Source organism: Methylorubrum podarium, from assembly GCF_040270385.1.
Taxonomy (GTDB): Bacteria; Pseudomonadota; Alphaproteobacteria; order Rhizobiales; family Beijerinckiaceae; genus Methylobacterium; species Methylobacterium podarium.
In genome coordinates this window covers 13889-35013 of record NZ_JBELQE010000084.1, presented here as the reverse complement: position 1 = coordinate 35013, position 21125 = coordinate 13889, and the positions used below count along the sequence as shown (strand labels likewise).

Sequence of the window (21125 nt, the reverse complement as noted above, 5' to 3'; positions counted from 1 at the left end):
TCCCGCGATAGTTTCCTCGAAACCCGAGCGCGTTGCCCGAGGCGGGCGCCGGACTTCGAGGAGACGTCATGGTCGATCTGATCCCCCGCGAGCACCTGTTCGGCAATCCGACGCGCTACGGCCATCAGATCAGCCCGGACGGGCGCCGCCTCGGGTGGGTGGCGCCCTTCGAGGGCGTCCTGAACATCTGGTCGGCGCCGCTCGACGACCTCGACGCCGCCGTGCCCGTCACCACCGACCGCCGCCGCGGTATCGACGCCTACGGCTTCGCCTATGACGGGCGCCACCTGCTCTACGTGCAGGACGCGGACGGCGACGAGAACAATCATCTCTACGCCGTCGATCTCACCACCGGTGAGCGCCGCGACCTGACGCCTTATCCCGGCATCGCCGCGGCGATCGTGGGCGTGAGCCGCATTGTGCGCGACCGCGTGCTGGTGGCGATCAACGACCGCGATCCGCGCTTCCACGACCTGTACAGCGTCGATCTCGCCACCGGCGAGCGCAGCCTGGTCGTCGAGAATCCGGGTTTCGCCGGCTTCCTCATCGACGAGCGCTACGCCGTGCGCTTCGCCTTCCGCAATCGACCGGACGGTTCGAGCGAGCTGCTCGCCCCCGACGGCGCGAACTGGAAGCCGCGGCTCACCTTCCCGCCCGAGGATGCCCGCGTCTCCGGCGCGGAGAATCTCGACGCCGCTGGCACCGCCCTGTTCTGCCGCGACAGCCGCGGGCGCAACACCGCGGCGCTGACCCGGATCGACCTCGCTACGGCTGAGACCCGCGTACTGGCCTCGCACGCGGAGGCGGATATCGGCGCCGTGCTGCAGGACGTCGAGACGCACGAGCCGGTGGCCTACTCGGTCACCCATGCCCGCAAGTCCTGGCACGTGCTCGACCCGCGCTTCGCCGACGACTTCGCCTTCCTCGACAATCAGGGCCTCGGCGACTGGTATCCGGCGAGCCGCACGGAGGACGATTCGCTCTGGATCGTCGTCGCCCGCGCCGACACCCGCGTCGGCGAAGCCGCGATCTACGACCGGCGGGCGAAGAGCCTGCGCTCGCTCGGCAGCGCCCGGCCGGAGCTGGAGGGCGCCCCGCTCGCATCGATGCGCCCGGCGATCATCCGCTCCCGCGACGGGCTCGACCTCGTCTCCTACCTCACCCGCCCGCTCGACGCGCAAGCGCCCGGCCCGCTGGTGCTCCTCGTCCACGGCGGTCCGTGGGCGCGCGACAGCTACGGCTTCGACGGTCTGCACCAGTGGCTGGCCAACCGCGGCTACGCCGCGCTCAGCGTCAATTTCCGCTCCTCGACCGGTTTCGGAAAGGCCTTCCTCAACGCGGGGGACCGCGAATGGGGCCGGCGGATGGACGACGACCTCAGCGACGCCGTCGCCTGGGCGGTGGCCGAGGGCGTGGCCGACCCCGCCCGCGTCGCGATCATGGGCGGCAGCTACGGCGGCTACGCCACGCTGATGGCACTGACGCGCAATCCGGAGGCCTATGCCTGCGGCATCGATCTCGTCGGCCCGGCCAACCTCGAGACCCTCGTGCGGACGATCCCGCCCTACTGGGAGGCGATGCGGGCGCAACTCCACCGCGCCATCGGCGATCCGGACACCGAGGAGGGCATGGCGCTGATCCGCGAGCGCTCGCCGGTCTACTTCGCCGACCGGATCAAGGCGCCGCTGCTGATCGTGCAGGGCGCCAACGATCCGCGGGTGAAACAGGCCGAATCCGACCAGATGGTCGCCGCGATGGAGCGGGGCGGCATCCCGGTCACCTACCTGCTGTTCCCGGACGAGGGCCACGGCCTCGTGCGCCCGGCCAACCGGCTGGCCTTCTTCGCCCGCGCCGAGGCGTTTCTGGCACGCTACCTCGGCGGACGCTGCGAGCCGATCCGCGAGGCGGAATCGATGGGAACGTCGATGCAGGTGGTGCGGGAGGGGTGAGCCGCTCGTTCCCTCCCCCTTGTGGGGAGGGATAAAAGGGTGGGGGTGGTGCAGGAGGCAACGCGACGCCGCATCCTGAACCACCCCCACCTCCCACTCCTCCCCACAAGGGGGAGGAGAGTATCCGCTCCACTCGCGCTCGACCGGTCACGCGTCGTGCGGCTGATCCTCGTCCTCGTCGTCGATGTCCACGAGGAAGACGATGTCGGCCTCCTCGTCGTCGGCGCCGCTGCCGCCCTCGGCCGCGTGCTGCTCGTCGGGCTCGAAATCGCCCTCGCCGTCATCGGCGGCGAGCGCGTCCTCGAATTCCTCGATCTCGTCCTCCGTGGACTTGCGCACGGTGAGCTCGGAGGTGCCGTTCCAGATCGGACGACCCGCCGTCGTCATCGTCCGGATGTCCTCCTTGAAGCCGTCGCAGGTGAACAGGTCGCGGGCGGTCGCCTCGTCGCCGTTGATGACCGCGATCGCCGTGCCGTCGATCTCGAGCGTGAACATCGGGAACGTCCTCGAAGGAGGGAAATGGGCCGCAGGCCGACGGGCGGCGCTGCGCATGAAACCCGACCGGTGTGGCCGGGTTCGGCGGCGCTTGTAGGACGCCGGAACCGGATTCGTCGATGGGGTCCCGCGCGCGATTACGCGCCGCTGCTCCCGCGGGCGATGGCGCGCTTCACGACGCCCTGCACCTCGCGATTCGACAGGAACAGGTCGTGGTTGAAGATGCCGCCGCCGTAATCCGAGGCGTCTGCGACGCGGACGCCGAGCGCCTCCAGGCGCTCGCGGTCGGCGGCGCCCGCGCGGACGACGCCGCCGGCAATGGCGCCGGAGAGCTCCAGCGCCCGGTCGTTCGTGGCCGAGATGACGGTGATGCGCTTGGCATCCGGCCCCAGGCGCTCCACGCCGTTGGCGAACAGGTCGATGTCGATGTCGGGCGCGGCGAGCACCACCGCGCCGATCCGGGCGACCGCCGCCTCACCGGCCTCGACCCGCAGCATGCGCAGGGTCTCCAGCGTCAGCAGCGTCCCCATCGAGTGGGCGACGATGTGGATGCGCCCGCCGCTCGGCGTGGTGGTCACGGTCTTCAGGAGATCCTCGAAGGCGTCGCGGGACCACAGGGCGCTCTCGCGGTCGTAGCCGTAATCGAAGGTCGCCGCGGCCGACGGCCAGGTGAACAACGCCGAGGCGCCGCTGAAGCGGATCCCGTCGGAGAGGCGCGCGGCGCTGACCGCGGCGGATTCGAAGCTCTCGCGGTAGCCGTGGACGTAGATCAGCACGTCGCGGCCGAAGGCGGATTGCGCGAAGGCGGCCGCCGCACCCGGCCCCGTCGTGACCTCGCCGACGGAGCGGACGCCCCAATCGCCGCCCACCACAGCGGAGACCTTGCCGATCAGCGAGCGGTCCGGCGCCGACATGCGCGCCTCGGCGAAGCTCAGGCCCCGCCCGCGCTCGGAGCCGAAGAACGGCGCCTTCGGCGGGTTGCCGGTGGCCGGGCGGCGGGTCGTGGCGACGAGCAGCACCGGGCTCACGTCGAGCGCCGACTGCGTCTCGGCGACGGTGCCGGTGGCGAGCCCGTCCATGACGCAGGCCGACAGGGCAGGGGAGAGGCCGGCCACGCCGGCGAGGCCCATCAGGCGCAGGAGGGAGCGGCGCGTCGCGTCGGAGGGCTGCATGACCGGTCTCGGGTCCCCGAAGAAGCCCGTTCCGGTGGCAGGCCGGCGCCGGGCGCTCCTCCTTCGCGCAGGATCTTGACCGTGGCGGGGCACGATTGGGATTTTGGCCACTCGACGCCCGCACGACGCCCCGGCATGAAGGAGCGATGAGCGCGACCCTTCCCGACATGGATCACATCCGCGAGCGGCTCCTGGCCGGCGACCGGGCGGCGCTCGCCCGCGCCATCACGCTGGCCGAGTCGCGTCGGGCCGATCACCGGGCGGCGGCGCGCGACCTGATCGACGCGGTGCTGCCGCGGACCGGCCGGGCGATCCGGGTCGGCATCACCGGGGTGCCGGGCGTCGGCAAGTCGACCACCATCGACGCCCTCGGCGCGCTGCTGACGGGCGCCGGGCACAAGGTGGCGGTGCTGGCGGTCGATCCGTCCTCGACCCGCACCGGCGGCTCGATCCTCGGCGACAAGACGCGGATGGCGCGGCTCGCCATCGACCGCAACGCCTTCATCCGGCCCTCGCCCTCCTCGGGCACCCTCGGCGGCGTGGCGGCCAAGACCCGCGAGACCATGCTGCTGTGCGAGGCGGCGGGCTTCGACGTAATCCTCGTCGAGACCGTCGGCGTCGGCCAGTCGGAGACCGCGGTGGCCGACCTCACCGACTTCTTCCTCGTGCTGATGCTGCCGGGCGCCGGCGACGAGCTCCAGGGCATCAAGAAGGGCATTCTCGAACTCGCCGACATGATCGCGGTCAACAAGGCCGATGACGGCGAGGGCGAGCGCCGGGCCAACGCCGCGGCCTCCGAGTACCGCGCCGCGCTCCACATCCTGACCCCGCCGTCGGCGACTTGGACGCCGCCGGTGGTCACGATCTCCGGCCTGCACGGCAAGGGGCTCGATGGCCTGTGGAGCCGGATCGAGGACCATCGCGCCAAGCTCACCGCGACCGGCGAGATCGCGAAGAAGCGCCGTGAGCAGGATGTGAAGTGGATGTGGGCACTGGTCCACGAGCGGCTGCACCAGCGCCTCGTCGGCAGCGCCGAGGTGCGCCAGGCGACCGCCGAGGCCGAGCGGGCCGTGGCCGGCGGCGAGCACTCGCCGGCCGCCGGGGCCGACGCGATAGCAACGCTGATCGGGTTGTGAGCCGCCTGCTCGTCACGGGGTTCGGCCCGTTCCCGACGGTGCCCGACAACCCGAGCGCCCGCCTCGCCCGGCGGCTGGCGGGCTCGCCGCATCTGCGCCGCGTCCTCGGGCAGGCGCCGGACTGCCTCGTGCTCGACACCCGCTACGCCGCCCTCGACGCGCAGCTCGCCCCGGCGCTGGCGGAAGGCCCGAGCGCGGTCCTGATGATCGGCGTCGCCGCGCGGCGATCCCGCGTCTGCGTCGAGACCCGTGCGGTCAACCGGGTAAGCCGGCTGTTTCCCGATGCGGGCGGCGCGGTGGGGCGAACCCTCGCCTTCGAGCCGGAGAGCCCGGCCCAGCGCCGGAGCCGGGCCGCGGCGCAGGTGCTCGTGGCGCTGCGGCGCGCCGGGCTCGCGGCCGTGGCCTCGCGCGATGCCGGGCGCTACCTGTGCAACGCCTCGTATTTCCAAGCCCTGGCAGCCGACCGTCCGGTCGTGTTCCTGCACGTCCCGATGCCGCCGCGCACCCGGCGCCCGACGGCCGGGGGAGGGCGCCGCCGGCCCACCCTCGATCGATGGGCCGCCGCCTTCGTCGAGGCGGCGCGGGTGCTGGCCCTGCGGAGCAGGGCGCAGCGTTAGTGGTTGATCAGGCCCATTCGCGCTGGGCGAGCTTCGCCTCGTAGGCGTCGATCGCCGGGGCCTTCTGGTCCAGGGTCAGGCCGATCTCGTCGAGGCCGTTGAGCAGGTTGTGCTTGCGGCCCTCGTCGATGTTGAAATGCAGGGTGCCGCCGTCCGGTCCCTTGATGGTCTGCGCGGCGAGATCGATCGTCAGCGTCGCGTTGGCGCCGCGCTCCGCATCCTCGAACAGCTTCTCGAGATCCTCCGGCGGGACGACGATCGCCAGAATGCCGTTCTTGGCGCAGTTGTTGAAGAAGATGTCGGCGAAGCTCGTGGAGATCACGCAGCGGATGCCGAAATCGGCGAGTGCCCAGGGCGCGTGCTCCCGCGACGAGCCGCAGCCGAAATTGTCGCCGACGACCAGGATCTTGGCGTTGCGGTAGGCCGGCTGGTTGAGGACGAAATCCGGGTTCTCCGACCCGTCGTCGTTGTAGCGCATCTCGGAGAACAGGCCCTGGCCGAGCCCGGTGCGCTTGATCGTCTTGAGATACTGCTTGGGGATGATGCGGTCGGTGTCGATGTTGATGATCCGCATGGGCGCGGCGACGCCCTCCAGGGTCGTGAACTTTTCCATCGGTCTTCTCGAAATCGTCGTCGGATGCCGGGTAGATGTCCCCCGGCCTCGGTCCGCCGGTATCTAGCAGTCGAATCGCCGTCCCGGTAGACGCCCTATACCGGCCGGCATCAGGCTTGCCATATGAACGGATCGGACGAAGGGGAGCGCGCGGACGATGGCCGAGACACCAGACACCTTCAAGAAGGCGCCCAAGCGCAAGCCGTCGAAGGGCAAGAGCGTCGCCGTCTCGCCCGAGATGCGCCAGGCCTATGCCGACCTGATCAAGGAGCGCGAGGAGAAGGAACAGGCCTACGGCCGTCACCTGCGCAAGGACGAGCCGCGCCGGTGACGGCGCGACGCCTCACACGGCCCTGAGCGCCGGACCCCGCCGGACGAAGCCGACGATGTCCTTGACCGCGTCCAGCGTCGGCGCGGCGATCGCCTCGGCCCGGCCCGCCCCGTCGGCGAGCACGCCGTCGATATAGGCCGGATCGGCGACGAGCCGCTTCATCTCGGCGCCGATCGGCGCCAGCGTCTCCACGGCGAGATCGACCAGGGCCGGCTTGAAGCTGGAGAACTGCGCGCCCCCGAAATCCTTCAGCACCTCGTCGCGGGTGATGCCGCGCAGGGCCGCGAAGATGCCGACGAGGTTGTCGGCCTCCGGCCGCCCTGCGAGCCCGGCGGTCTCCGAGGGGAGGGGCTCCGGATCGGTCTTGGCCTTGCGCACCTTCTGCGCGATGGCGTCCGCGTCGTCGGTGAGCGCGATGCGCGAATACTCGGACGGGTCCGACTTCGACATCTTCTTCGTGCCGTCGCGCAGGGACATGACCCGCGCCGCCGGCCCGCCGATCAGCGGCTCGGTCAGCGGGAAGAACTGCTCGCCGTGGCCGTGCGCCAGGATCGACCCAGCGAAGTCGTTGTTGAATTTCTGGGCGATGTCGCGGGTCAGTTCGAGGTGCTGCTTCTGGTCCTCGCCCACCGGCACGTGGGTCGCCCGGTAGGCCAGGATGTCGGCGGCCATCAGCACGGGGTAGTCGTAGAGACCGATCGAGGCGTTCTCCCGGTCCTTGCCGGCCTTGTCCTTGAACTGCGTCATGCGGTTGAGCCAGCCGAGGCGGGCGACGCAGTTGAAGATCCAGGCGAGTTCCGCGTGCTGGGGCACCTGGGACTGGTTGAAGACGATGGAGCGGGTCGGATCGATGCCGGCGGCGAGGAAGGCGGCCGTGACCTCGCGGATCTGCCCCTTCAGCGCCTGCGGATCCTGCCAAAGGGTGATGGCGTGGAGATCGACCACGCAATAGAGGCATTGCGCGTCGCGCTGCTGCATCTCGACGAAGCGCTTGATGGCGCCGAGATAGTTGCCGAGATGCAGGTTCCCGGTCGGCTGGACGCCGGAGAACACGAGTTCGGTGAACGCGGCCATCGGCGCGGGTCCCTGGAAAGAAGGTCCGGGCCGAGGCGATCTCGCATCCCGCTTGAAGCGGCGGTTTCTGGCACCGCCGGCGGCGGCGGGTCAAGCAGGATGGACGGCACGGGCGCGCCCTGTCCGATCCCGAATTTCGACCTCGCGGATGCAGCCTATGCGGACCCCTCCGAACCCGCGATCAGGAACACCGCGCCGCGTAGGCGTTCATGATCGCCGGGAGGAGGCCGGGAAAGCGGGCCTCGACCTCGGCGCAGCGAGAATGGTTGCGCATCTCGACGCCGTGACGCTCGCAGCGGATCAAACCGGCCTCGCGCAGCACCTTAAAGTGGCTGGACAGGGACGATTTCGGGATGACCTGATCGCCCAGGGCGGACACGGCCGAGCAAGCCTGGACGCACCCCGCCTTCGTGATCCGGGCGAAGATCTCCGCCCGACGCGGATCCGACAGGGCGTGCAGGATCGCCTCCGGCTGGACGTCCTCAATCGCTGGGTGAAACAGGGGCCTCATGATTCATCCATATGGGGACTTGAACCTCGCTTCCATAGTTCCGAAATCCCGAACTATGGGACTGAGGCGCCGCACCGGAGCCGGCCCATGTCGAAGGGTTAGCACAGATGTCGAAGCTTGAGGGCAAGGTCGCGGTGGTAACCGGCGCATCGAAGGGGATCGGCGCCGCGATCGCCAAGGCTCTGGCGAAGGACGGTGCTTCCGTCATCGTCAACTACGCGTCGAGCAAGGCCGGCGCGGACGCCGTCGTCGAGAGCATCACGGCCGCCGGGGGCAAGGCCGTCGCGGTCCAGGCCGACGTCTCCAACGCCGCGCAGGCGCACGGTCTGATCGAGACCGCCGTACGGCAGTTCGGCCGGCTCGACGTGCTGGTGAACAATTCCGGCGTCTATGAGTTCGCGGCGATCGAGGACGTGACCGAACAGCACTATCGTCGTCTGTTCGACATCAACGTGCTGGGCGTCCTGCTGGTGACCCAGGCGGCGACGAAACACCTCGGAGAGGGCGGCAGCATCATCAATATCTCGTCGGCGGTCATCGACGTCGAGACGCCGACCAGCGCGGTCTATACCGGCACCAAGGGTGCCCTGAACGCGATCTCCGGCGTCCTCGCCAATGAACTCGCTCCGCGCAAGATCCGGGTGAACACGGTCAGCCCCGGCTACGTGGTCACGGAGGGCACCCATAGCGCCGGCATCGCCGGCTCGGAGATGGAGGCCGGCTTCGTCGCGACGACCCCGCTCGGCCGGGCCGGCCAGCCGGACGACATTGCCGGCGTCGTCGCCTTCCTCGCCTCGGACGACGCCCGCTGGGTCACCGGCGCGGTGATCAACGCCAGCGGCGGCATTCGCTGAGGCCGAGCCTCCGCGCTCTCGGATCGCCCGATCCGGCCATCCGCGAGCGCGGGTGCACTTGCCGCCGACGGCGGGACTTCGAGCGCCTTCTCACCGCCGGGGGCGAGAAGGCCGTCCGCCGCGACGCGGCAGCCCTCAGAAGACCTGAGCGGCGTCCCCGTTGTTTTTCGGCGCGCCCGGCACGCCGGCTTCCGTATCCGCCCGGTCGGCGGCGCGCTTGTCGAGAGCACGCTCCACGACCTTGGCGAGCCCGACCATGATCTTGTCGAGCTCGTAGTCCTTCGGCGTGTAGACCGCCGTGACGCCCATGTTCTTGAGCACCAGCTCGTCCTCGGTCGAGATGATGCCGCCGACGACGACCGGCACGTGGTCGAGACCGGCCTCGCGCAGCTTCGCCTTCACCTCGCGCACCAGCGGCACATGGCTCCCGGAGAGTACGGAGAGACCGATGACGTGGGCGCCGCGCTCCTTCGCCTTGGCGACGATCTCGGTGGGCGTCTGGCGGATGCCGTCGTAGGTCACGTCGAAGCCGACATCGCGGGCGCGGAGCGCAATCTGCTCGGCGCCGTTGGAATGACCGTCGAGGCCGGGCTTGCCGACGACCAGCTTCGGCGTCTCGCCGAGGCGCTCGCCGAGGTCGGCGATGAGCAGGCGCGCCTCCTCCGCCGCGCCCGAGGTGACCGTCTCGAGCGTCACGCCGGTCGGCGCGCGGTACTCGCCAAAAACCTCGCGCAGACGCTGGCCCCATTCGCCGGTGGTCACGCCCGCCTTCGCCGCGGCGATGGAGGGCGGCATGATGTTGGCGCCCGAGCGCGCGGCCTGTTCCAGATCGTCCAGCGCCTGACCGACCGCGCGGTCGTCGCGCTTCGCGCGCCACTCGCGGATGCGGGCCTCGGCCTCCATCTCGACCGTCTCCGAGACGGTGAAGATCGCCCCATCCCCGGCGGTGAGCGGCGAGGGTTCGCCCTGCTGCCACTTGTTGACGCCGACGACGATCTGCTCACCCTTCTCGATCGCCGCGATGCGCTTGGCGTTCGATTCCACCAGCGCCCGCTTCAACTCGCCCGCCTCGACCGCCGAGACCGCGCCGCCGATCTCGGCGATGCGCTTCAATTCGGCCCGGGTCTGCTCCTTGAGCGCCTCGACGCGGGATTCGATCACGGTCGAGCCGTCGAAGATGTCGTCGTATTCGAGCAGGTCGGTCTCGAAGGCGAGGATCTGCTGCATCCGCATCGACCATTGCTGGTCCCAGGGGCGAGGCAGGCCGAGCGCCTCGTTCCAGGCCGGGAGCTGCACCGCGCGGGCGCGGGCGCGCTTCGAGAGCGTCACCGCCAGCATCTCGATCAGGATGCGGTGCACGTTGTTCTCGGGCTGCTGTTCCGTCAGTCCGAGGGAGTTGACCTGCACGCCGTAGCGGAAAATCCGCTTCTTGGCGTCGGTGATGCCGTAGCGCTGTTGAGCGATCTCGTCCCACAGCTCGGCGAAGGCGCGCATCTTGCAGATCTCGGTGACGAACCGCATGCCGGCGTTCACGAAGAACGAGATGCGGCTGAACACGTCCGAGAAGCTGGCCTCGTCGAAATCGGGGTCGTCGCGCACCGTGTCGAGCACGGCGATGGCGATGGCGAGCGCGTACGAGAGTTCCTGGACCGGGGTCGCCCCCGCCTCCTGCAGGTGGTAGGAACAGACGTTCATCGGGTTCCACTTCGGCACGTTCTTGGTCGTGAACAGGATCACGTCCTTGGTGAGCCGCAGCGAGGGCGCGGGCGGGAACACGTAGGTGCCGCGCGAGAGGTATTCCTTGATGATGTCGTTCTGCGTGGTGCCCTGGAGCGCCGCGATCGGCGCGCCCTGCTCCTCGGCCACCGCGAGATAGAGCGACAGCAGCCACGGCGCCGTGGCGTTGATCGTCATCGAGGTGTTCATCTGCGCCAGCGGGATCTGGTCGAAGAGGGTCCGCATGTCGCCGAGATGCGCGATCGAGACGCCGACCTTGCCGACCTCGCCGCGGGCGAGTTCGTGATCGGGGTCGTAGCCGGTCTGCGTCGGCAGATCGAAGGCGACCGAGAGGCCGGTCTGGCCCTTGGCGAGGTTGCCGCGATAGAGCTTGTTCGACTCCGCCGCCGTGGAGTGGCCCGCATAGGTGCGGATGATCCACGGCTTGTCGCGCTTGACCTCGGCGACGCCCGCTTGCGCGCTCATCCACTCGACTCCCTGATCCGATGCATTCGCGCGCCTTGAGGCACGGCTGTTGGCCGGCACCGTAGCGAAGCCGTCGCGGCTCGTCATCTAGGAGAAAGGTCGAGGATCGTTACTCTCGGAATTGGAAAAACTTGATCCGGCTCAAAGCGAATTTTTGAATGAGAGCTCGGGTCCATGCCCCGTCGTGGAGAGACTTGGTTCGAAGTGAGAGCACGTTGGCGAGGGTTCATCTCCACGTTATTTTGAATTCAAATACGCAGTCCGACCGTAGCGCCAGGTTTTTATGCGGACCGGACGAAGCCTCGCCTTTTAGGCCACTTGGAAGGCCGGAAACATCGTGCTTATAGCGTCGGCCAAGGTCGCGCGGATCGAGGCGCGCGAGCCGTGAATAGGACAGGGAGTGCCACGATGGCTGCAAGCGCAGCGCCGGCCTGGACCGGGCAGACGGCGGAAGCCAAGGACCTTTACGAGCTCGGCGAGATCCCCCCGCTCGGCCACGTGCCCGCCAAGATGTATGCCTGGGCGATCCGCCGCGAGCGCCACGGACCGCCGGAGGAGTCGCACCAGCTCGAAGTGCTGCCCGTGTGGGAGATCGGCGACGACGAGGTGCTCGTCTACGTCATGGCCGCGGGCGTGAACTACAACGGCGTCTGGGCCGGCCTCGGCGAGCCGATCTCGCCGTTCGACGTGCACAAGGGCGAGTACCACATCGCCGGTTCCGACGCCTCCGGCATCGTCTGGAAGGTCGGCGCCAAGGTGAAGCGCTGGAAGGTCGGAGACGAGGTCATCGTCCACTGCAACCAGGACGACGGCGACGACGAGGAGTGCAACGGCGGCGACCCGATGTTCTCGCCGACCCAGCGCATCTGGGGCTATGAGACCGGCGACGGCTCCTTCGCCCAGTTCTGCCGGGTGCAGTCGCGCCAGCTCATGGTCCGGCCGAAGCACCTCACCTGGGAAGAAGCGGCCTGCTACACCCTGACCCTCGCCACCGCCTACCGCATGCTGTTCGGCCACGCGCCCCACACCGTGCGCCCGGGGCAGAACGTACTGATCTGGGGCGCCTCTGGCGGCCTCGGCGTGTTCGGCGTGCAGCTCTGCGCGGCGTCGGGCGCCAACGCCATCGCGGTGATCTCGGACGAGTCGAAGCGCGACTACGTCATGAGCCTCGGCGCCAAGGGCGTCATCAACCGCAAGGACTTCGAGTGCTGGGGCCAGCTGCCGAAGGTGAACTCGCCCGAGTACAACACCTGGCTCAAGGAAGCCCGGAAGTTCGGCAAGGCGATCTGGGACATCACCGGCAAGGGCAACGACGTCGACATCGTGTTCGAGCATCCAGGGGAGGCGACCTTCCCGGTCTCGTCGCTCGTGGTGAAGCGCGGCGGCATGGTGGTGTTCTGCGCCGGCACCACCGGCTTCAACATCACCTTCGACGCCCGCTACGTCTGGATGCGCCAGAAGCGCATCCAGGGCTCGCACTTCGCCCATCTCAAGCAGGCCTCGGCCGCCAACCAGTTCGTGATGGACCGGCGCGTCGATCCCTGCATGAGCGAGGTGTTTCCCTGGGACAAGATCCCGGCGGCCCACACCAAGATGTGGAAGAACCAGCACCCGCCCGGCAACATGGCCGTGCTCGTGAATTCGACCCGCGCGGGCCTGCGCACGGTCGAGGATGTGATCGAGGCTGGTCCGCTCAAGGCGATGTGAGTTAGGCTCCGCCGTCCTCGCGAGCGGGGCAAGGCGATCCAGGTGTGCGAGGGGGGCGCGCCGGATGGCGACGCCTCGTCTCGCGAGGACGGACCAGGGAGTGCCGCCGCATGCGGCCGACCGGACACGAAAAGGCCCGCGCATCGCACAGGATGCGCGGGCTTTTTTGATCCTTCATCGCAGCGGCCGACCGTTCGGCCTGCCGTTCCGGTCGGGGCGAACAACCGGTTGCCGAAGCGGCGGCCGGCTCAGGCCTCGCCGCGGGCGACGAGCGCCTCGTATTCGGAGACCTCGAGGCGACCTTCCTTGGCGACCCGCGCCTTGTCCTCGTCGCTGATCACGTCGCCGGCGAGGTCGAGACGTTTCCAGGCGGCGAGCGGCGTCTCCCGGTTGGGGCGCGGCACGTATTTGTTCTGCTCGAGCTTCCTGTACTTGTGGATGTAGCGCGGGCAGTTGACCCAGATCTTCGTGACGTCAACCTTCACGAGGTACTTCGCTTCCGTGTACTCGGCCATCAGCGGGTCGTCGCGCAGCAGCGAGGCGTGGCCCTGGACGCGGATGCGGTGCGGTGTCTCGAAGTCGATGAAGAGGAGACCGACCTTGGCCTGCCCCGCGATGTTGCCGACCGAGTAGAACATCCCGTTGCCGTCGAAGCCGGGAAACACCAGCGTCGAGCCGTCGACCACCTTCACGAAGCCGGTCGGGCCGCCCTTGTAGGAAACGGTCGGCATGCCGTCGGGATCGACGGTGGACAGGAAGAACATGTCGCGCGAGCCGATGAAGGCGGCCTCTTCCGGCTGGATCGTCTCGTGCACCCAATCCTCGTCCAGGCGGACGGCGAGCTTGGTCGTGCCGAATTCCTCTTGAAGCGCGCGGTGCGCTTCCGAGTAGAGCGATGCCATGTGCGTCTCCTCCGGGGCCTCGTTTCGCGGGCCTCCCGGGGGGCTTTTAAGCCAAGGTCCGGACAAGAGAAAGGCCGGTCACGCTGGCGCGAACCGGCCCTCCGCAACAGTGGAGGCCGAGCAAAGCACGGCCTCCCGATCCAAAAACATCAGTTCTTGGTCTTGTCGACCAGGGCCTTCTCCGAGATCCACGGCATCATGCCGCGGAGCTTGGCGCCGACCTCCTCGATCGGATGGGCGGCGAGCTTGGCGCGGGTGGCCTTGAACGAGGTCTGGCCGACCTTGTTCTCCAGCATCCAGTTGCGGGTGAAGATGCCCGACTGGATGTCGTTGAGGACGCGCTTCATCTCGGCCTTGGTCTCCGGCGTCACGATGCGCGGGCCGGTGACGTACTCGCCGTACTCGGCGGTGTTCGAGATCGAGTAGTTCATGTTGGCGATGCCGCCCTCATAGATGAGGTCAACGATCAGCTTCACCTCGTGCAGGCACTCGAAATAGGCCATCTCGGGGGCGTAGCCCGCCTCGACCAGCGTCTCGAAGCCGGCCTTGATCAGTTCGACGAGGCCGCCGCAGAGCACGGCCTGCTCACCGAACAGGTCGGTCTCGCACTCTTCCTTGAACGTCGTCTCGATGATGCCGGCGCGGCCGCCGCCATTCGCCGAGGCGTAGGAGAGGCCGAGATCGTGGGCGTTGCCCGAGGCATCCTGCGCGATGGCGATCAGCGTCGGGACGCCGCCGCCCTTGAGGTACTCGCCGCGCACGGTGTGGCCGGGGCCCTTCGGCGCGACCATCAGCACGTCGAGATCCTTGCGCGGCTCGATCAGGTTGAAGTGCACGTTGAGTCCGTGGGCGAACAGGAGGGCGGCGCCCTCCTTCATGTTGCCCTCGAGCGACTCCTTGTAGATGTCGCCCTGAAGCTCGTCGGGGGTGAGCATCATCACCACGTCGCCCCACTTCGCGGCGTCGGCGACGTTCATCACCTTGAAGCCCTCGTGCTCCGCCTTCTTGGCGGTGGCCGAGCCTTCGCGGAGCGCGATGACGATGTCCTTCACGCCGGAATCGCGCAGGTTGAGCGCGTGGGCGTGGCCCTGGCTGCCGTAGCCGACGATGACGACCTTCTTGCCCTTGATCAGGTTCAGGTCGGCGTCGCGATCGTAATAGACGCGCATGGGGGTATCCTCTCTGGTTGGCTGGGGTTTCGGTTCAGGGTTTCGCCTGGCCGTAGAGGGCCAGGAACTGCTCGACGGCACGGGCCGCGTCGCTCCGGATCCCGGCGGCGTCGAGATCGAGCGCGTCGCCGAGGAGAAGTCGGATCTGGATATCGCGGCCGACCAGACCGAAGAAGGTCCGGAACGCCGCTTCACTGTCCTCGAAAGCGAGGAGGCCCGCCGCGCGGCCGGCCTCCAGCACGGGCTTCACCCGCTCGCCGATGGCGAAGCGGCCGTTCGCCAGGACGATGCCGCCGAGATTGCTGTTGCGCGAGCCGGTCTCGGCGATGGCGATCCGGTTGAGGGCGACCGAGGTGCGGCTGCCGATCACCGCGAGCCAGCTCTCGGCGAAATCGACGAGATTTTCGCGCAGGGCGGCGGCGTCGAGTCCGCTGATTTCGTAGCGGCCGGCATGGACCCGCGAAGCCTGCCAGCGCACCGTCGCGGTGAGCAGGCCGTCGCGGTCGCCGAACCACTTGTAGAGCGTTTCCTTGGAGCAGCTCGCCCGGCGCGCCACCGCATCCATGGTCAGCGGATCGCTGCCATCGACCATCAGCGCCAGGGCGGCGTCGAGCACGGCCCGCTGACGCGGGGAGGGCGTCTCGGCGGACGGCGCTTCGGTAGGAACGGGGCTCGCCTGCATGATCCGGCTGGTGGAACAGTACCGTACCGTACGGTACGCCCTCCTAGCCCACTCGCATCCACGCGGCAACCCGAGGCCACAGGATATCCTGCGGTCCCTGGCGCCGTCACGATTCCGTCGTAGGGGATGCCGAACCCGCTTGCCGAGCGCCCGGCCTCGGCGTATACGGCCGTCCGTCGCCATGGCGACGCCCGTGCCGCCCTTCCGCAGGCGGCATCGTGGGGCTCGGGTGCGTAGCTCAGCGGGAGAGCATTCGCTTCACACGCGAAGGGTCACAGGTTCGATCCCTGTCGCGCCCACCACGCCCTTCCTACAAATCTTTCCGTTTTCGTTCGTCTGCCCGGCCGACGGCATGGTTTGACCCCATGCCGGCTGCGTGGTGAGCTTCGCCGCGATTCGCATCCCTCGCGCTCGTGCGGAGACGCCTTTGCCGGTCCTCATTCTCGTCGCTGCCCTCATCACCGGCGTCCTGATCTGGCTCCTGCGGGCCCATTACACGGTCAAGCAGCTCAAGGAGATCGATCAGGACACGAAGGGGCTTCAGCGCAAGGCGAAGTCCGCCTTCGAGAACATCATCGGGACGCCGCTGCAGCGGGTGAACGACGTGCGGCTCGCGGCCGTCATCCTGATGATCCAGATCGTGCGCACCGGCAGCCCGGTCACGGCGTCGGAGAAGACCCGTATCTTCGAATTCATGGAGAACCCGCTGGAGATCCAGACGATCTCCGCGACCTTCGAGCGGGCGTGGCGCTACACTGAGGAGCGGCGCCCGTTCTCGCTGGTGGCCGATCCGCTGCTTCCGCTGCTGCGCGAGAAGCTGACCATCGAGGAGCGGATGCATCTCGTGGACATGCTGACGAAGGTCGCCTCGGCGCATTCCGCGCCGAGCGAGTTGCAGCGCGAGGCGCTGGTGCGGCTGAAGCGGCGGCTGAGCGCCGGCAAGCCGGAACTGGCGGCGAGCCGCACGGGAAATTTCGGATAGCGTCGGTCTCGACGGCGCAGAACCGGGAGCGGCGCCACGTCCCTGTTTCGAAGCATTCGATGAGCCGTCGATGGAACGATCCGGGCGCGATGCGCCGCTCCCCCACGAGATGCAGGGACGCTGGTCGGATGTCGACGACGCAGCCTCGCAGCTCATCGTGCGAGGAGGCGATATCACCTGCTTCGGCCAACCGATCGACTACGATTACAAGCTCGTGAACGTCGTCGACGGCGCTCTGACCGTCAGCCTCAAGATCGAGGACAGATCGGGCGAGGACAGCTTTCAACGATCGAACATCACCGAGTTGGTGATCACCCTGGAAGGCGAGTTCTACGCCTACAATCTCAAGTTCGGAACGCAATTCGAGCGGGTCGGGGCTCGGCCAAAGCGCAGTTAGTCGCCGGCAGGCCATCGCCAAAAAAAGGCCGCCCCGAAGGGCGGCCGACATTTCCGCATCAGAGCGGAATGTTGTCGTGCTTCTTCCAGGGCTGCTCCATCTCCTTGGTGCGCAGCATCCCGAGCGCCCGCGCGATGCGCTTGCGGGTGGAGTGGGGCATGATCACCTCGTCGATATAGCCGCGCTCGGCCGCGACGAAGGGCGAGAGGAAGCGGTCCTCGTACTCCTTGGTGCGCTCGGCGATCTTCGCGTCGTCGCCGATCTCGCTGCGGAAGATGATCTCGACCGCGCCCTTGGCACCCATCACCGCGATCTGCGCCGTCGGCCACGCGTAGTTGAGGTCGGCGCCGACATGCTTCGAGGCCATGACGTCGTAGGCGCCGCCGAAGGCCTTTCGCGTGATGATGGTGACGAGCGGCACCGTCGCCTGGCTGTAGGCGAAGAGCAGCTTGGCGCCGTGCTTGATCAAGCCGCCATATTCCTGCGCCGTTCCGGGCAGGAAGCCCGGCACGTCGACGAAGGTGACGATCGGGATCGAGAAGGCGTTGCAGAAGCGCACGAAGCGGGCCGCCTTGCGGGAGGCGTCCGAGTCGAGCACGCCGGCTAGCACCAGCGGCTGGTTGGCGACGAAGCCGACGGTGCGGCCCTCGATGCGGCCGAAGCCGGTGATGATGTTGCGGGCGTAGGCCGCCTGAATCTCGAAGAAGTCGCCCTCGTCGACGACCCGGCGGATCAGCTCGCCCATGTCGTAGGGCTTGTTCGGGTTGTCCGGGATCAGGGTGTCGAGCGACTTGTCGAGGCGGTTGACGTCGTCGAAGCTCTCGATCTCCGGCACGCCCTCGATGTTGTTGGCGGGCAGGAAGTCGAGCAGGCGCCGGATCTGCAGGATCGCCTCGACGTCGTTCTCGAACGAGCCGTCGGCGATCGAGGACTTGGTGGTGTGGACCTTGGCCCCGCCCAGTTCCTCGGCCGTCACGACCTCGTTGGTGACGGTCTTCACCACGTCCGGGCCGGTGACGAACATGTAGCTCGTGTCGCGCACCATGAAGATGAAGTCGGTCATGGCCGGCGAGTAGACGTCGCCGCCGGCGCAAGGCCCCATGATGACCGAGATCTGCGGGATCACGCCGGAGGCGGCGACGTTGCGGCGGAACACCTCGCCGTAGCCGCCGAGCGCCGCGACGCCCTCCTGGATGCGGGCGCCGCCGGCGTCGAAGATGCCGATGATCGGCGCGCGCATCTTCAGCGCCATGTCCTGAACCTTGACGATCTTCTGCGCGTGCGCTTCCGACAACGAACCACCGAAGACGGTGAAGTCCTTCGAGAACAGGAAGACGGTGCGCCCGTTCACGGTGCCCCAGCCGGTGACGACGCCGTCGCCGGAGATCTTCTGCTTCTCCATGCCGAAATCGGTGGAGCGGTGCTGGACGAACATGTCGAACTCCTCGAACGACCCGTGGTCGAGCAGGAGTTCGATGCGCTCGCGCGCCGTGAGCTTGCCGCGCTTGTGCTGCGCCTCGAGCCGCTTCTCCCCGCCGCCGAGACGGGCCTGCGCGCGGCGCTCTTCAAGCTTCTCGAGAATGTCCTTCATGATCCGGCGAGACTCCCTGGCAATCGAAATCGTTTTTTGAATGCAGATCAGAGCATAAGAGCTTGACCTTGCACCGTTCGATCGCCCTTAGCACGCGTTCCCGCCCTCGGAAACGGCTCGGGAGTAGCCTATCGCAGTCCGTTCTCGGCAGCCCGGCCGATGCAGTGGCCCCGGCCCGAAGACCGCGACCACCGGCTTTCATGCGCTTCCGACGGAAAGCTCGACCGCTCAGCCCTTCTTGATGAGCGGCGCCGGCTCGACCGGCGGGGGCGGGGGCTTGGTCGCACAGGCGGCAGCGCTCAGGGCGAGCAGGGCGGCGAGGGTGGCAAGGGTGACCTGCCGGGCATTGATACGAAGGGTCGGCACGTTCGTCTCCAAAATCAGACGAGAGCGAGAGTGGAGCGGGACCGAACCGATCCGATAGTGCAGGAAAGCGACACCTGGACTTAAAGAAACGAGTACAGTTTAACTGCTCTAAGAATAAGCGCGATGCCTCACGCGTGAACGTACCGGCATCATCGGGAGGCACCTCGCCGGTCAGGCGGGGCGCTGCGCGATGACGGACGCCGCCTCGAACTCCGCCCATCGATGCGCGAGGCGGGCCTCGGCCTCCGCGTCGCGGCCCCAGACGCCCGCCTGATAGGTCTCATCGACATGCGCCGCCGCCCAGGCCGCGTCCGCGTTCAGGCGCCGGTGGAGCACCGCCAGCGCGATCACGAGGGAGCCGGTCAGCGTGGTCATGGCGTGGAGCGCGGCCAGCCTAAACGGGTCGTCGACTGCGTCGATGGCGGCGCGCAGGGCCGCGACCGCGCCTTCGGGCTGCTCGACATGCATCACGCCCTCGGCGAGGAAGAGCCGCGCCCCCAAGGTCTCGGCGGCCCACGCCACGAGCGGGTCCCAGGCCGCGGCCTGCTCGGCGACGAGACGTTCCGGTGTTCCGGCGCGATAGGCGACGAGATCGGTGCCGGCGAAGGCGCCGAGATCCTCGGCCACCGCGGCGCGGCGCTCGACGACGCCGTCGATCGTCGTGTTGACGAGGCGGGTCAGCGGCATCGTGCGCGGGTCGATCACCGTCTCCTGCGTCGCCCATTCCGCCGCGAGCGCCTCGCCGAGCACGGCGTCGGGCACGACGAGCGGCCGGCGGCCGGGCGTGTTGGCGCCGCGCCCGTCGAGGACGAGGCGGAAGCCGCCCTCGGCCGGCGCGATGCCGGCCTGCGCGTAGAAACGCTTCGGCAAGGTCGGCGCCGTGCTCGCGCGGGCGGCGCGGACCGGATCGTGTTTGCTGTCGTCGCCGGGTTCGCCCAGCCAGTCGCGGGTCACGTCGTCGTCTGAGGTGCTCATGGATCGCAGATAGGATTTCTCGAAGCCCCGCGCGAGTCTCGGCCGCGGAGGGCACCCGCCTGTCGTCCTGACGGTGGCCGCCGGGCGTCGCCGCTGCACCTTACGAGGCGGCGAGCCGTTGCGTGACCGGGCCGGCTCGGGAGCCGTCGAGAGGCCCCGAGAACAGCTCGCTCAGGGACGCGGCCGAATCGACCACGGTGACCGCGCCGGCGCTGAACAGGGCGCCGGGCGCGTGGTAGCCCCAGCCCACGCCGATGGCCGCGACGCCGGCGCTCCTGGCCATCATCATGTCGTAGGTCGTGTCGCCGATCATCACCGTCATGGACGGCTCGGCCCCGGCCTCGTCCATCGCCTGGAGCAGCATCGCCGGATCCGGCTTGGAGGGCGCGTCGTCGGCGGTCTGGATCGTGGCGAACCAGCGCTCCCAGCCGTGCTTGTCCACGAGGTGATCGACGCCGCGGCGCGACTTGCCCGTGGCGATGCCGAGCTGGATGTCGTCGCGGCGATGCAGCCGCTCGACCAGCTCGGCCATTCCCGGAAACAGCGGCTCCTCGTAGTCGGGATCGATGCGCAAGGCCTGGAACGCCTTGCGATAGCTGTGCGAGAGCGATTCGATCGGTCCGGCCTCGCCGACGAGACGGCGGAACGCGTCGGGCAGGGAGAGCCCGACGACGGACAGGGCTTCCTTGCGCGCGGGTGCCTCCATGCCATGCTCGGAGAAGGCGCGCCGCTGCGCCTCCACGATCAGGTGCTGGCTGTCGACAAGGGTGCCATCGACGTCGAAGACGATGAGTTTGAGCACGGACGCAGAGCCCCGCAGGCTCAAGGCCGGCGGGCGGGCGCCGGCTGCGAGGCCGGGCGCCGTTCGTAGCCGAGCCGGCAGCGGACGAGGAAGCGGCGGCGGGCGCCGCCCGAGAGCTTGCGGCGATGCGATTCGCGGTTGCAGGCGGCGTAGGAGGTGCGGCGTCGCCGCTCGGAGGCACGCGTTCCCTGATTCTGCCCCTGGTTCTGCGCGCGCGGTGCGGGCGCCACCTGGGACGACGTCGCGGCGGGTTGCGGCTGCCCCAGATTCTGCGCTCCCTGGGGCTGAACCGCCTGGGGCTGTCCCGGGGCCTGCGCCTGAGGCGCCCCCTTCGCCCCGTCGCCGGGCGGTGCCGCGCCGGCCGGCGCGACGGCGCAGAGCAGGCCGGTAAGCGCGACGGAAATCAGCGTGACGGGCCTCATGCGATCCTAAAACCTCGTTGCAGCGGCCACCGGCGGGAGGGCGACGTCCGAGTGGCCCGGCGGCAGATCCTGTCACGGCCCATCGATCCGAGCGCCGACGCGGCTTCGCCGGATCGGACGCCGAAGCGATCAAAGCACCTCGCCGTGTTCCCGTCCACGCGGAACGCTGACGATGC

The 21125-nt window shown here is 68.6% G+C and carries 22 protein-coding genes and 1 tRNA gene; 9 read left to right on the top strand and 14 right to left on the bottom strand.

The features are described 5' to 3' along the window. Positions 1-68: 68 nt before the first annotated feature. Entirely contained in the window at positions 69-1949 is a 1881-nt protein-coding gene (locus ABS772_RS15160; protein WP_350395682.1) for a S9 family peptidase, read from the top strand. 147 nt (positions 1950-2096) lie between these two features. Here ABS772_RS15160 and ABS772_RS15155 read toward each other — a convergent pair whose 3' ends face one another. Both ABS772_RS15155 and ABS772_RS15150 read right to left on the bottom strand, forming a co-directional pair. Continuing rightward, entirely contained in the window at positions 2097-2444 is a 348-nt protein-coding gene (locus ABS772_RS15155; protein WP_350395681.1) for a hypothetical protein, read from the bottom strand. Between the two features lie 137 nt (positions 2445-2581). Next, positions 2582-3616: an alpha/beta hydrolase gene (locus ABS772_RS15150; RefSeq protein ID WP_350395680.1), complete on the bottom strand. Its 1035-nt coding sequence runs from the start codon at positions 3614-3616 to the stop codon at positions 2582-2584. 146 nt (positions 3617-3762) lie between these two features. Between ABS772_RS15150 and meaB the strand changes: the two genes are divergently transcribed. Both meaB and ABS772_RS15140 read left to right on the top strand, forming a co-directional pair. Beyond that, positions 3763-4752 (top strand): methylmalonyl Co-A mutase-associated GTPase MeaB, encoded by a 990-nt coding sequence (meaB, locus tag ABS772_RS15145; protein ID WP_350395679.1) that lies wholly within the window; start codon positions 3763-3765, stop codon positions 4750-4752. Then, the gene (locus tag ABS772_RS15140; protein WP_350395678.1) at positions 4749-5369 is read left to right on the top strand and encodes a pyroglutamyl-peptidase I family protein; all 621 of its coding nucleotides are present in this window, start codon (positions 4749-4751) and stop codon (positions 5367-5369) included. Before meaB ends, ABS772_RS15140 begins: the two co-directional genes overlap by 4 nt. A 7-nt stretch (positions 5370-5376) precedes the next feature. On the opposite strand, the gene leuD is transcribed toward ABS772_RS15140, so the two are convergent. Next, a complete protein-coding gene (leuD, locus tag ABS772_RS15135; protein ID WP_350395677.1) occupies positions 5377-5982 on the bottom strand; it encodes a 3-isopropylmalate dehydratase small subunit in 606 nt (201 codons plus the stop codon). Between the two features lie 157 nt (positions 5983-6139). On the opposite strand from leuD, the gene ABS772_RS15130 reads away from it, so the two are divergent. Then, on the top strand, positions 6140-6313 hold the full coding sequence (locus ABS772_RS15130) for a hypothetical protein (RefSeq protein WP_238254959.1): 174 nt from the start codon (positions 6140-6142) through the stop codon (positions 6311-6313). Positions 6314-6325: 12 nt separating this feature from the next. Here the strand turns inward: ABS772_RS15130 and trpS are convergent, their stop codons facing one another. Together trpS and ABS772_RS15120 are read right to left on the bottom strand one after the other, a co-directional pair. Continuing rightward, positions 6326-7387 carry a tryptophan--tRNA ligase gene (trpS, locus tag ABS772_RS15125; RefSeq protein WP_238254960.1) on the bottom strand — a complete coding sequence of 354 codons (1062 nt, stop codon included), beginning with the start codon at positions 7385-7387 and terminating at the stop codon, positions 6326-6328. A 181-nt stretch (positions 7388-7568) separates the two neighbouring features. Continuing rightward, positions 7569-7898, bottom strand: coding sequence for an ArsR/SmtB family transcription factor (locus ABS772_RS15120; RefSeq protein WP_350395676.1), 330 nt, complete (start codon positions 7896-7898; stop codon positions 7569-7571). Between the two features lie 107 nt (positions 7899-8005). Here ABS772_RS15120 and ABS772_RS15115 point away from each other — a divergent pair, with 107 nt between their 5' ends. After that, on the top strand, positions 8006-8752 hold the full coding sequence (locus ABS772_RS15115) for a glucose 1-dehydrogenase (protein ID WP_350395675.1): 747 nt from the start codon (positions 8006-8008) through the stop codon (positions 8750-8752). Between the two features lie 135 nt (positions 8753-8887). Here ABS772_RS15115 and ABS772_RS15110 read toward each other — a convergent pair whose 3' ends face one another. Next, on the bottom strand, positions 8888-10954 hold the full coding sequence (locus ABS772_RS15110; protein WP_350395674.1) for a protein meaA: 2067 nt from the start codon (positions 10952-10954) through the stop codon (positions 8888-8890). Positions 10955-11362: 408 nt separating this feature from the next. Between ABS772_RS15110 and ccrA the strand changes: the two genes are divergently transcribed. After that, entirely contained in the window at positions 11363-12661 is a 1299-nt protein-coding gene (gene ccrA, locus ABS772_RS15105; protein ID WP_238254964.1) for a crotonyl-CoA carboxylase/reductase, read from the top strand. A gap of 248 nt (positions 12662-12909) precedes the next feature. Here ccrA and ABS772_RS15100 read toward each other — a convergent pair whose 3' ends face one another. The 3 genes from ABS772_RS15100 to ABS772_RS15090 form a co-directional block, all read right to left on the bottom strand. Beyond that, positions 12910-13563 (bottom strand): pyridoxamine 5'-phosphate oxidase family protein, encoded by a 654-nt coding sequence (locus tag ABS772_RS15100; RefSeq protein WP_350395673.1) that lies wholly within the window; start codon positions 13561-13563, stop codon positions 12910-12912. Positions 13564-13712: 149 nt separating this feature from the next. Beyond that, the gene (gene ilvC, locus ABS772_RS15095) at positions 13713-14732 is read right to left on the bottom strand and encodes a ketol-acid reductoisomerase (protein ID WP_238254966.1); all 1020 of its coding nucleotides are present in this window, start codon (positions 14730-14732) and stop codon (positions 13713-13715) included. 34 nt (positions 14733-14766) lie between these two features. Beyond that, on the bottom strand, positions 14767-15414 hold the full coding sequence (locus ABS772_RS15090) for a TetR/AcrR family transcriptional regulator C-terminal domain-containing protein (RefSeq protein WP_350395672.1): 648 nt from the start codon (positions 15412-15414) through the stop codon (positions 14767-14769). Between the two features lie 227 nt (positions 15415-15641). Here ABS772_RS15090 and ABS772_RS15085 point away from each other — a divergent pair. The 3 genes from ABS772_RS15085 to ABS772_RS15075 all read left to right on the top strand — a co-directional run bounded on the left by ABS772_RS15085 (position 15642) and on the right by ABS772_RS15075 (position 16793). Beyond that, a tRNA-Val gene (locus ABS772_RS15085) sits at positions 15642-15716 on the top strand. A gap of 125 nt (positions 15717-15841) precedes the next feature. Beyond that, positions 15842-16396, top strand: coding sequence for a tellurite resistance TerB family protein (locus ABS772_RS15080; RefSeq protein WP_350395671.1), 555 nt, complete (start codon positions 15842-15844; stop codon positions 16394-16396). A 70-nt stretch (positions 16397-16466) separates the two neighbouring features. Further along, positions 16467-16793 (top strand): hypothetical protein, encoded by a 327-nt coding sequence (locus ABS772_RS15075; protein WP_350395670.1) that lies wholly within the window; start codon positions 16467-16469, stop codon positions 16791-16793. A 58-nt stretch (positions 16794-16851) separates the two neighbouring features. Here ABS772_RS15075 and ABS772_RS15070 read toward each other — a convergent pair whose 3' ends face one another. From ABS772_RS15070 to ABS772_RS15050, 5 genes are all read right to left on the bottom strand, one after another. Next, positions 16852-18384, bottom strand: coding sequence for an acyl-CoA carboxylase subunit beta (locus ABS772_RS15070; RefSeq protein ID WP_350395669.1), 1533 nt, complete (start codon positions 18382-18384; stop codon positions 16852-16854). 228 nt (positions 18385-18612) lie between these two features. After that, positions 18613-18750: a hypothetical protein gene (locus ABS772_RS15065; RefSeq protein WP_350395668.1), complete on the bottom strand. Its 138-nt coding sequence runs from the start codon at positions 18748-18750 to the stop codon at positions 18613-18615. A gap of 171 nt (positions 18751-18921) precedes the next feature. Continuing rightward, positions 18922-19725 carry an ATP12 family chaperone protein gene (locus tag ABS772_RS15060; RefSeq protein WP_350395667.1) on the bottom strand — a complete coding sequence of 268 codons (804 nt, stop codon included), beginning with the start codon at positions 19723-19725 and terminating at the stop codon, positions 18922-18924. A 100-nt stretch (positions 19726-19825) separates the two neighbouring features. Further along, complete coding sequence (locus tag ABS772_RS15055; RefSeq protein ID WP_350395666.1) at positions 19826-20527, bottom strand: HAD-IA family hydrolase; 702 nt, start codon at positions 20525-20527, stop codon at positions 19826-19828. A 20-nt stretch (positions 20528-20547) separates the two neighbouring features. Continuing rightward, entirely contained in the window at positions 20548-20949 is a 402-nt protein-coding gene (locus tag ABS772_RS15050; RefSeq protein ID WP_350395665.1) for a serine/threonine protein kinase, read from the bottom strand. Positions 20950-21125: the final 176 nt, after the last annotated feature.

Bases quoted from the DNA above. Each gene is read 5' to 3' on its own strand.
- ABS772_RS15160 (WP_350395682.1), top strand. From the start codon at position 69: ATGGTCGATCTGATCCCCCGCGAGCACCTGTTCGGCAATCCGACGCGC.
- ABS772_RS15060 (WP_350395667.1), bottom strand. From the start codon at position 19,725: ATGAGCACCTCAGACGACGACGTGACCCGCGACTGGCTGGGCGAACCC.
- ilvC (WP_238254966.1), bottom strand. From the start codon at position 14,732: ATGCGCGTCTATTACGATCGCGACGCCGACCTGAACCTGATCAAGGGC.
- ABS772_RS15070 (WP_350395669.1), bottom strand. From the start codon at position 18,384: ATGAAGGACATTCTCGAGAAGCTTGAAGAGCGCCGCGCGCAGGCCCGT.
- leuD (WP_350395677.1), bottom strand. From the start codon at position 5,982: ATGGAAAAGTTCACGACCCTGGAGGGCGTCGCCGCGCCCATGCGGATC.
- ABS772_RS15075 (WP_350395670.1), top strand. From the start codon at position 16,467: ATGGAACGATCCGGGCGCGATGCGCCGCTCCCCCACGAGATGCAGGGA.
- ABS772_RS15150 (WP_350395680.1), bottom strand. From the start codon at position 3,616: ATGCAGCCCTCCGACGCGACGCGCCGCTCCCTCCTGCGCCTGATGGGC.
- ABS772_RS15100 (WP_350395673.1), bottom strand. From the start codon at position 13,563: ATGGCATCGCTCTACTCGGAAGCGCACCGCGCGCTTCAAGAGGAATTC.
- ABS772_RS15050 (WP_350395665.1), bottom strand. From the start codon at position 20,949: ATGAGGCCCGTCACGCTGATTTCCGTCGCGCTTACCGGCCTGCTCTGC.
- ABS772_RS15130 (WP_238254959.1), top strand. From the start codon at position 6,140: ATGGCCGAGACACCAGACACCTTCAAGAAGGCGCCCAAGCGCAAGCCG.
- ABS772_RS15155 (WP_350395681.1), bottom strand. From the start codon at position 2,444: ATGTTCACGCTCGAGATCGACGGCACGGCGATCGCGGTCATCAACGGC.
- meaB (WP_350395679.1), top strand. From the start codon at position 3,763: ATGAGCGCGACCCTTCCCGACATGGATCACATCCGCGAGCGGCTCCTG.
- ccrA (WP_238254964.1), top strand. From the start codon at position 11,363: ATGGCTGCAAGCGCAGCGCCGGCCTGGACCGGGCAGACGGCGGAAGCC.
- ABS772_RS15120 (WP_350395676.1), bottom strand. From the start codon at position 7,898: ATGAGGCCCCTGTTTCACCCAGCGATTGAGGACGTCCAGCCGGAGGCG.
- ABS772_RS15115 (WP_350395675.1), top strand. From the start codon at position 8,006: ATGTCGAAGCTTGAGGGCAAGGTCGCGGTGGTAACCGGCGCATCGAAG.
- ABS772_RS15090 (WP_350395672.1), bottom strand. From the start codon at position 15,414: ATGCAGGCGAGCCCCGTTCCTACCGAAGCGCCGTCCGCCGAGACGCCC.
- ABS772_RS15110 (WP_350395674.1), bottom strand. From the start codon at position 10,954: ATGAGCGCGCAAGCGGGCGTCGCCGAGGTCAAGCGCGACAAGCCGTGG.
- trpS (WP_238254960.1), bottom strand. From the start codon at position 7,387: ATGGCCGCGTTCACCGAACTCGTGTTCTCCGGCGTCCAGCCGACCGGG.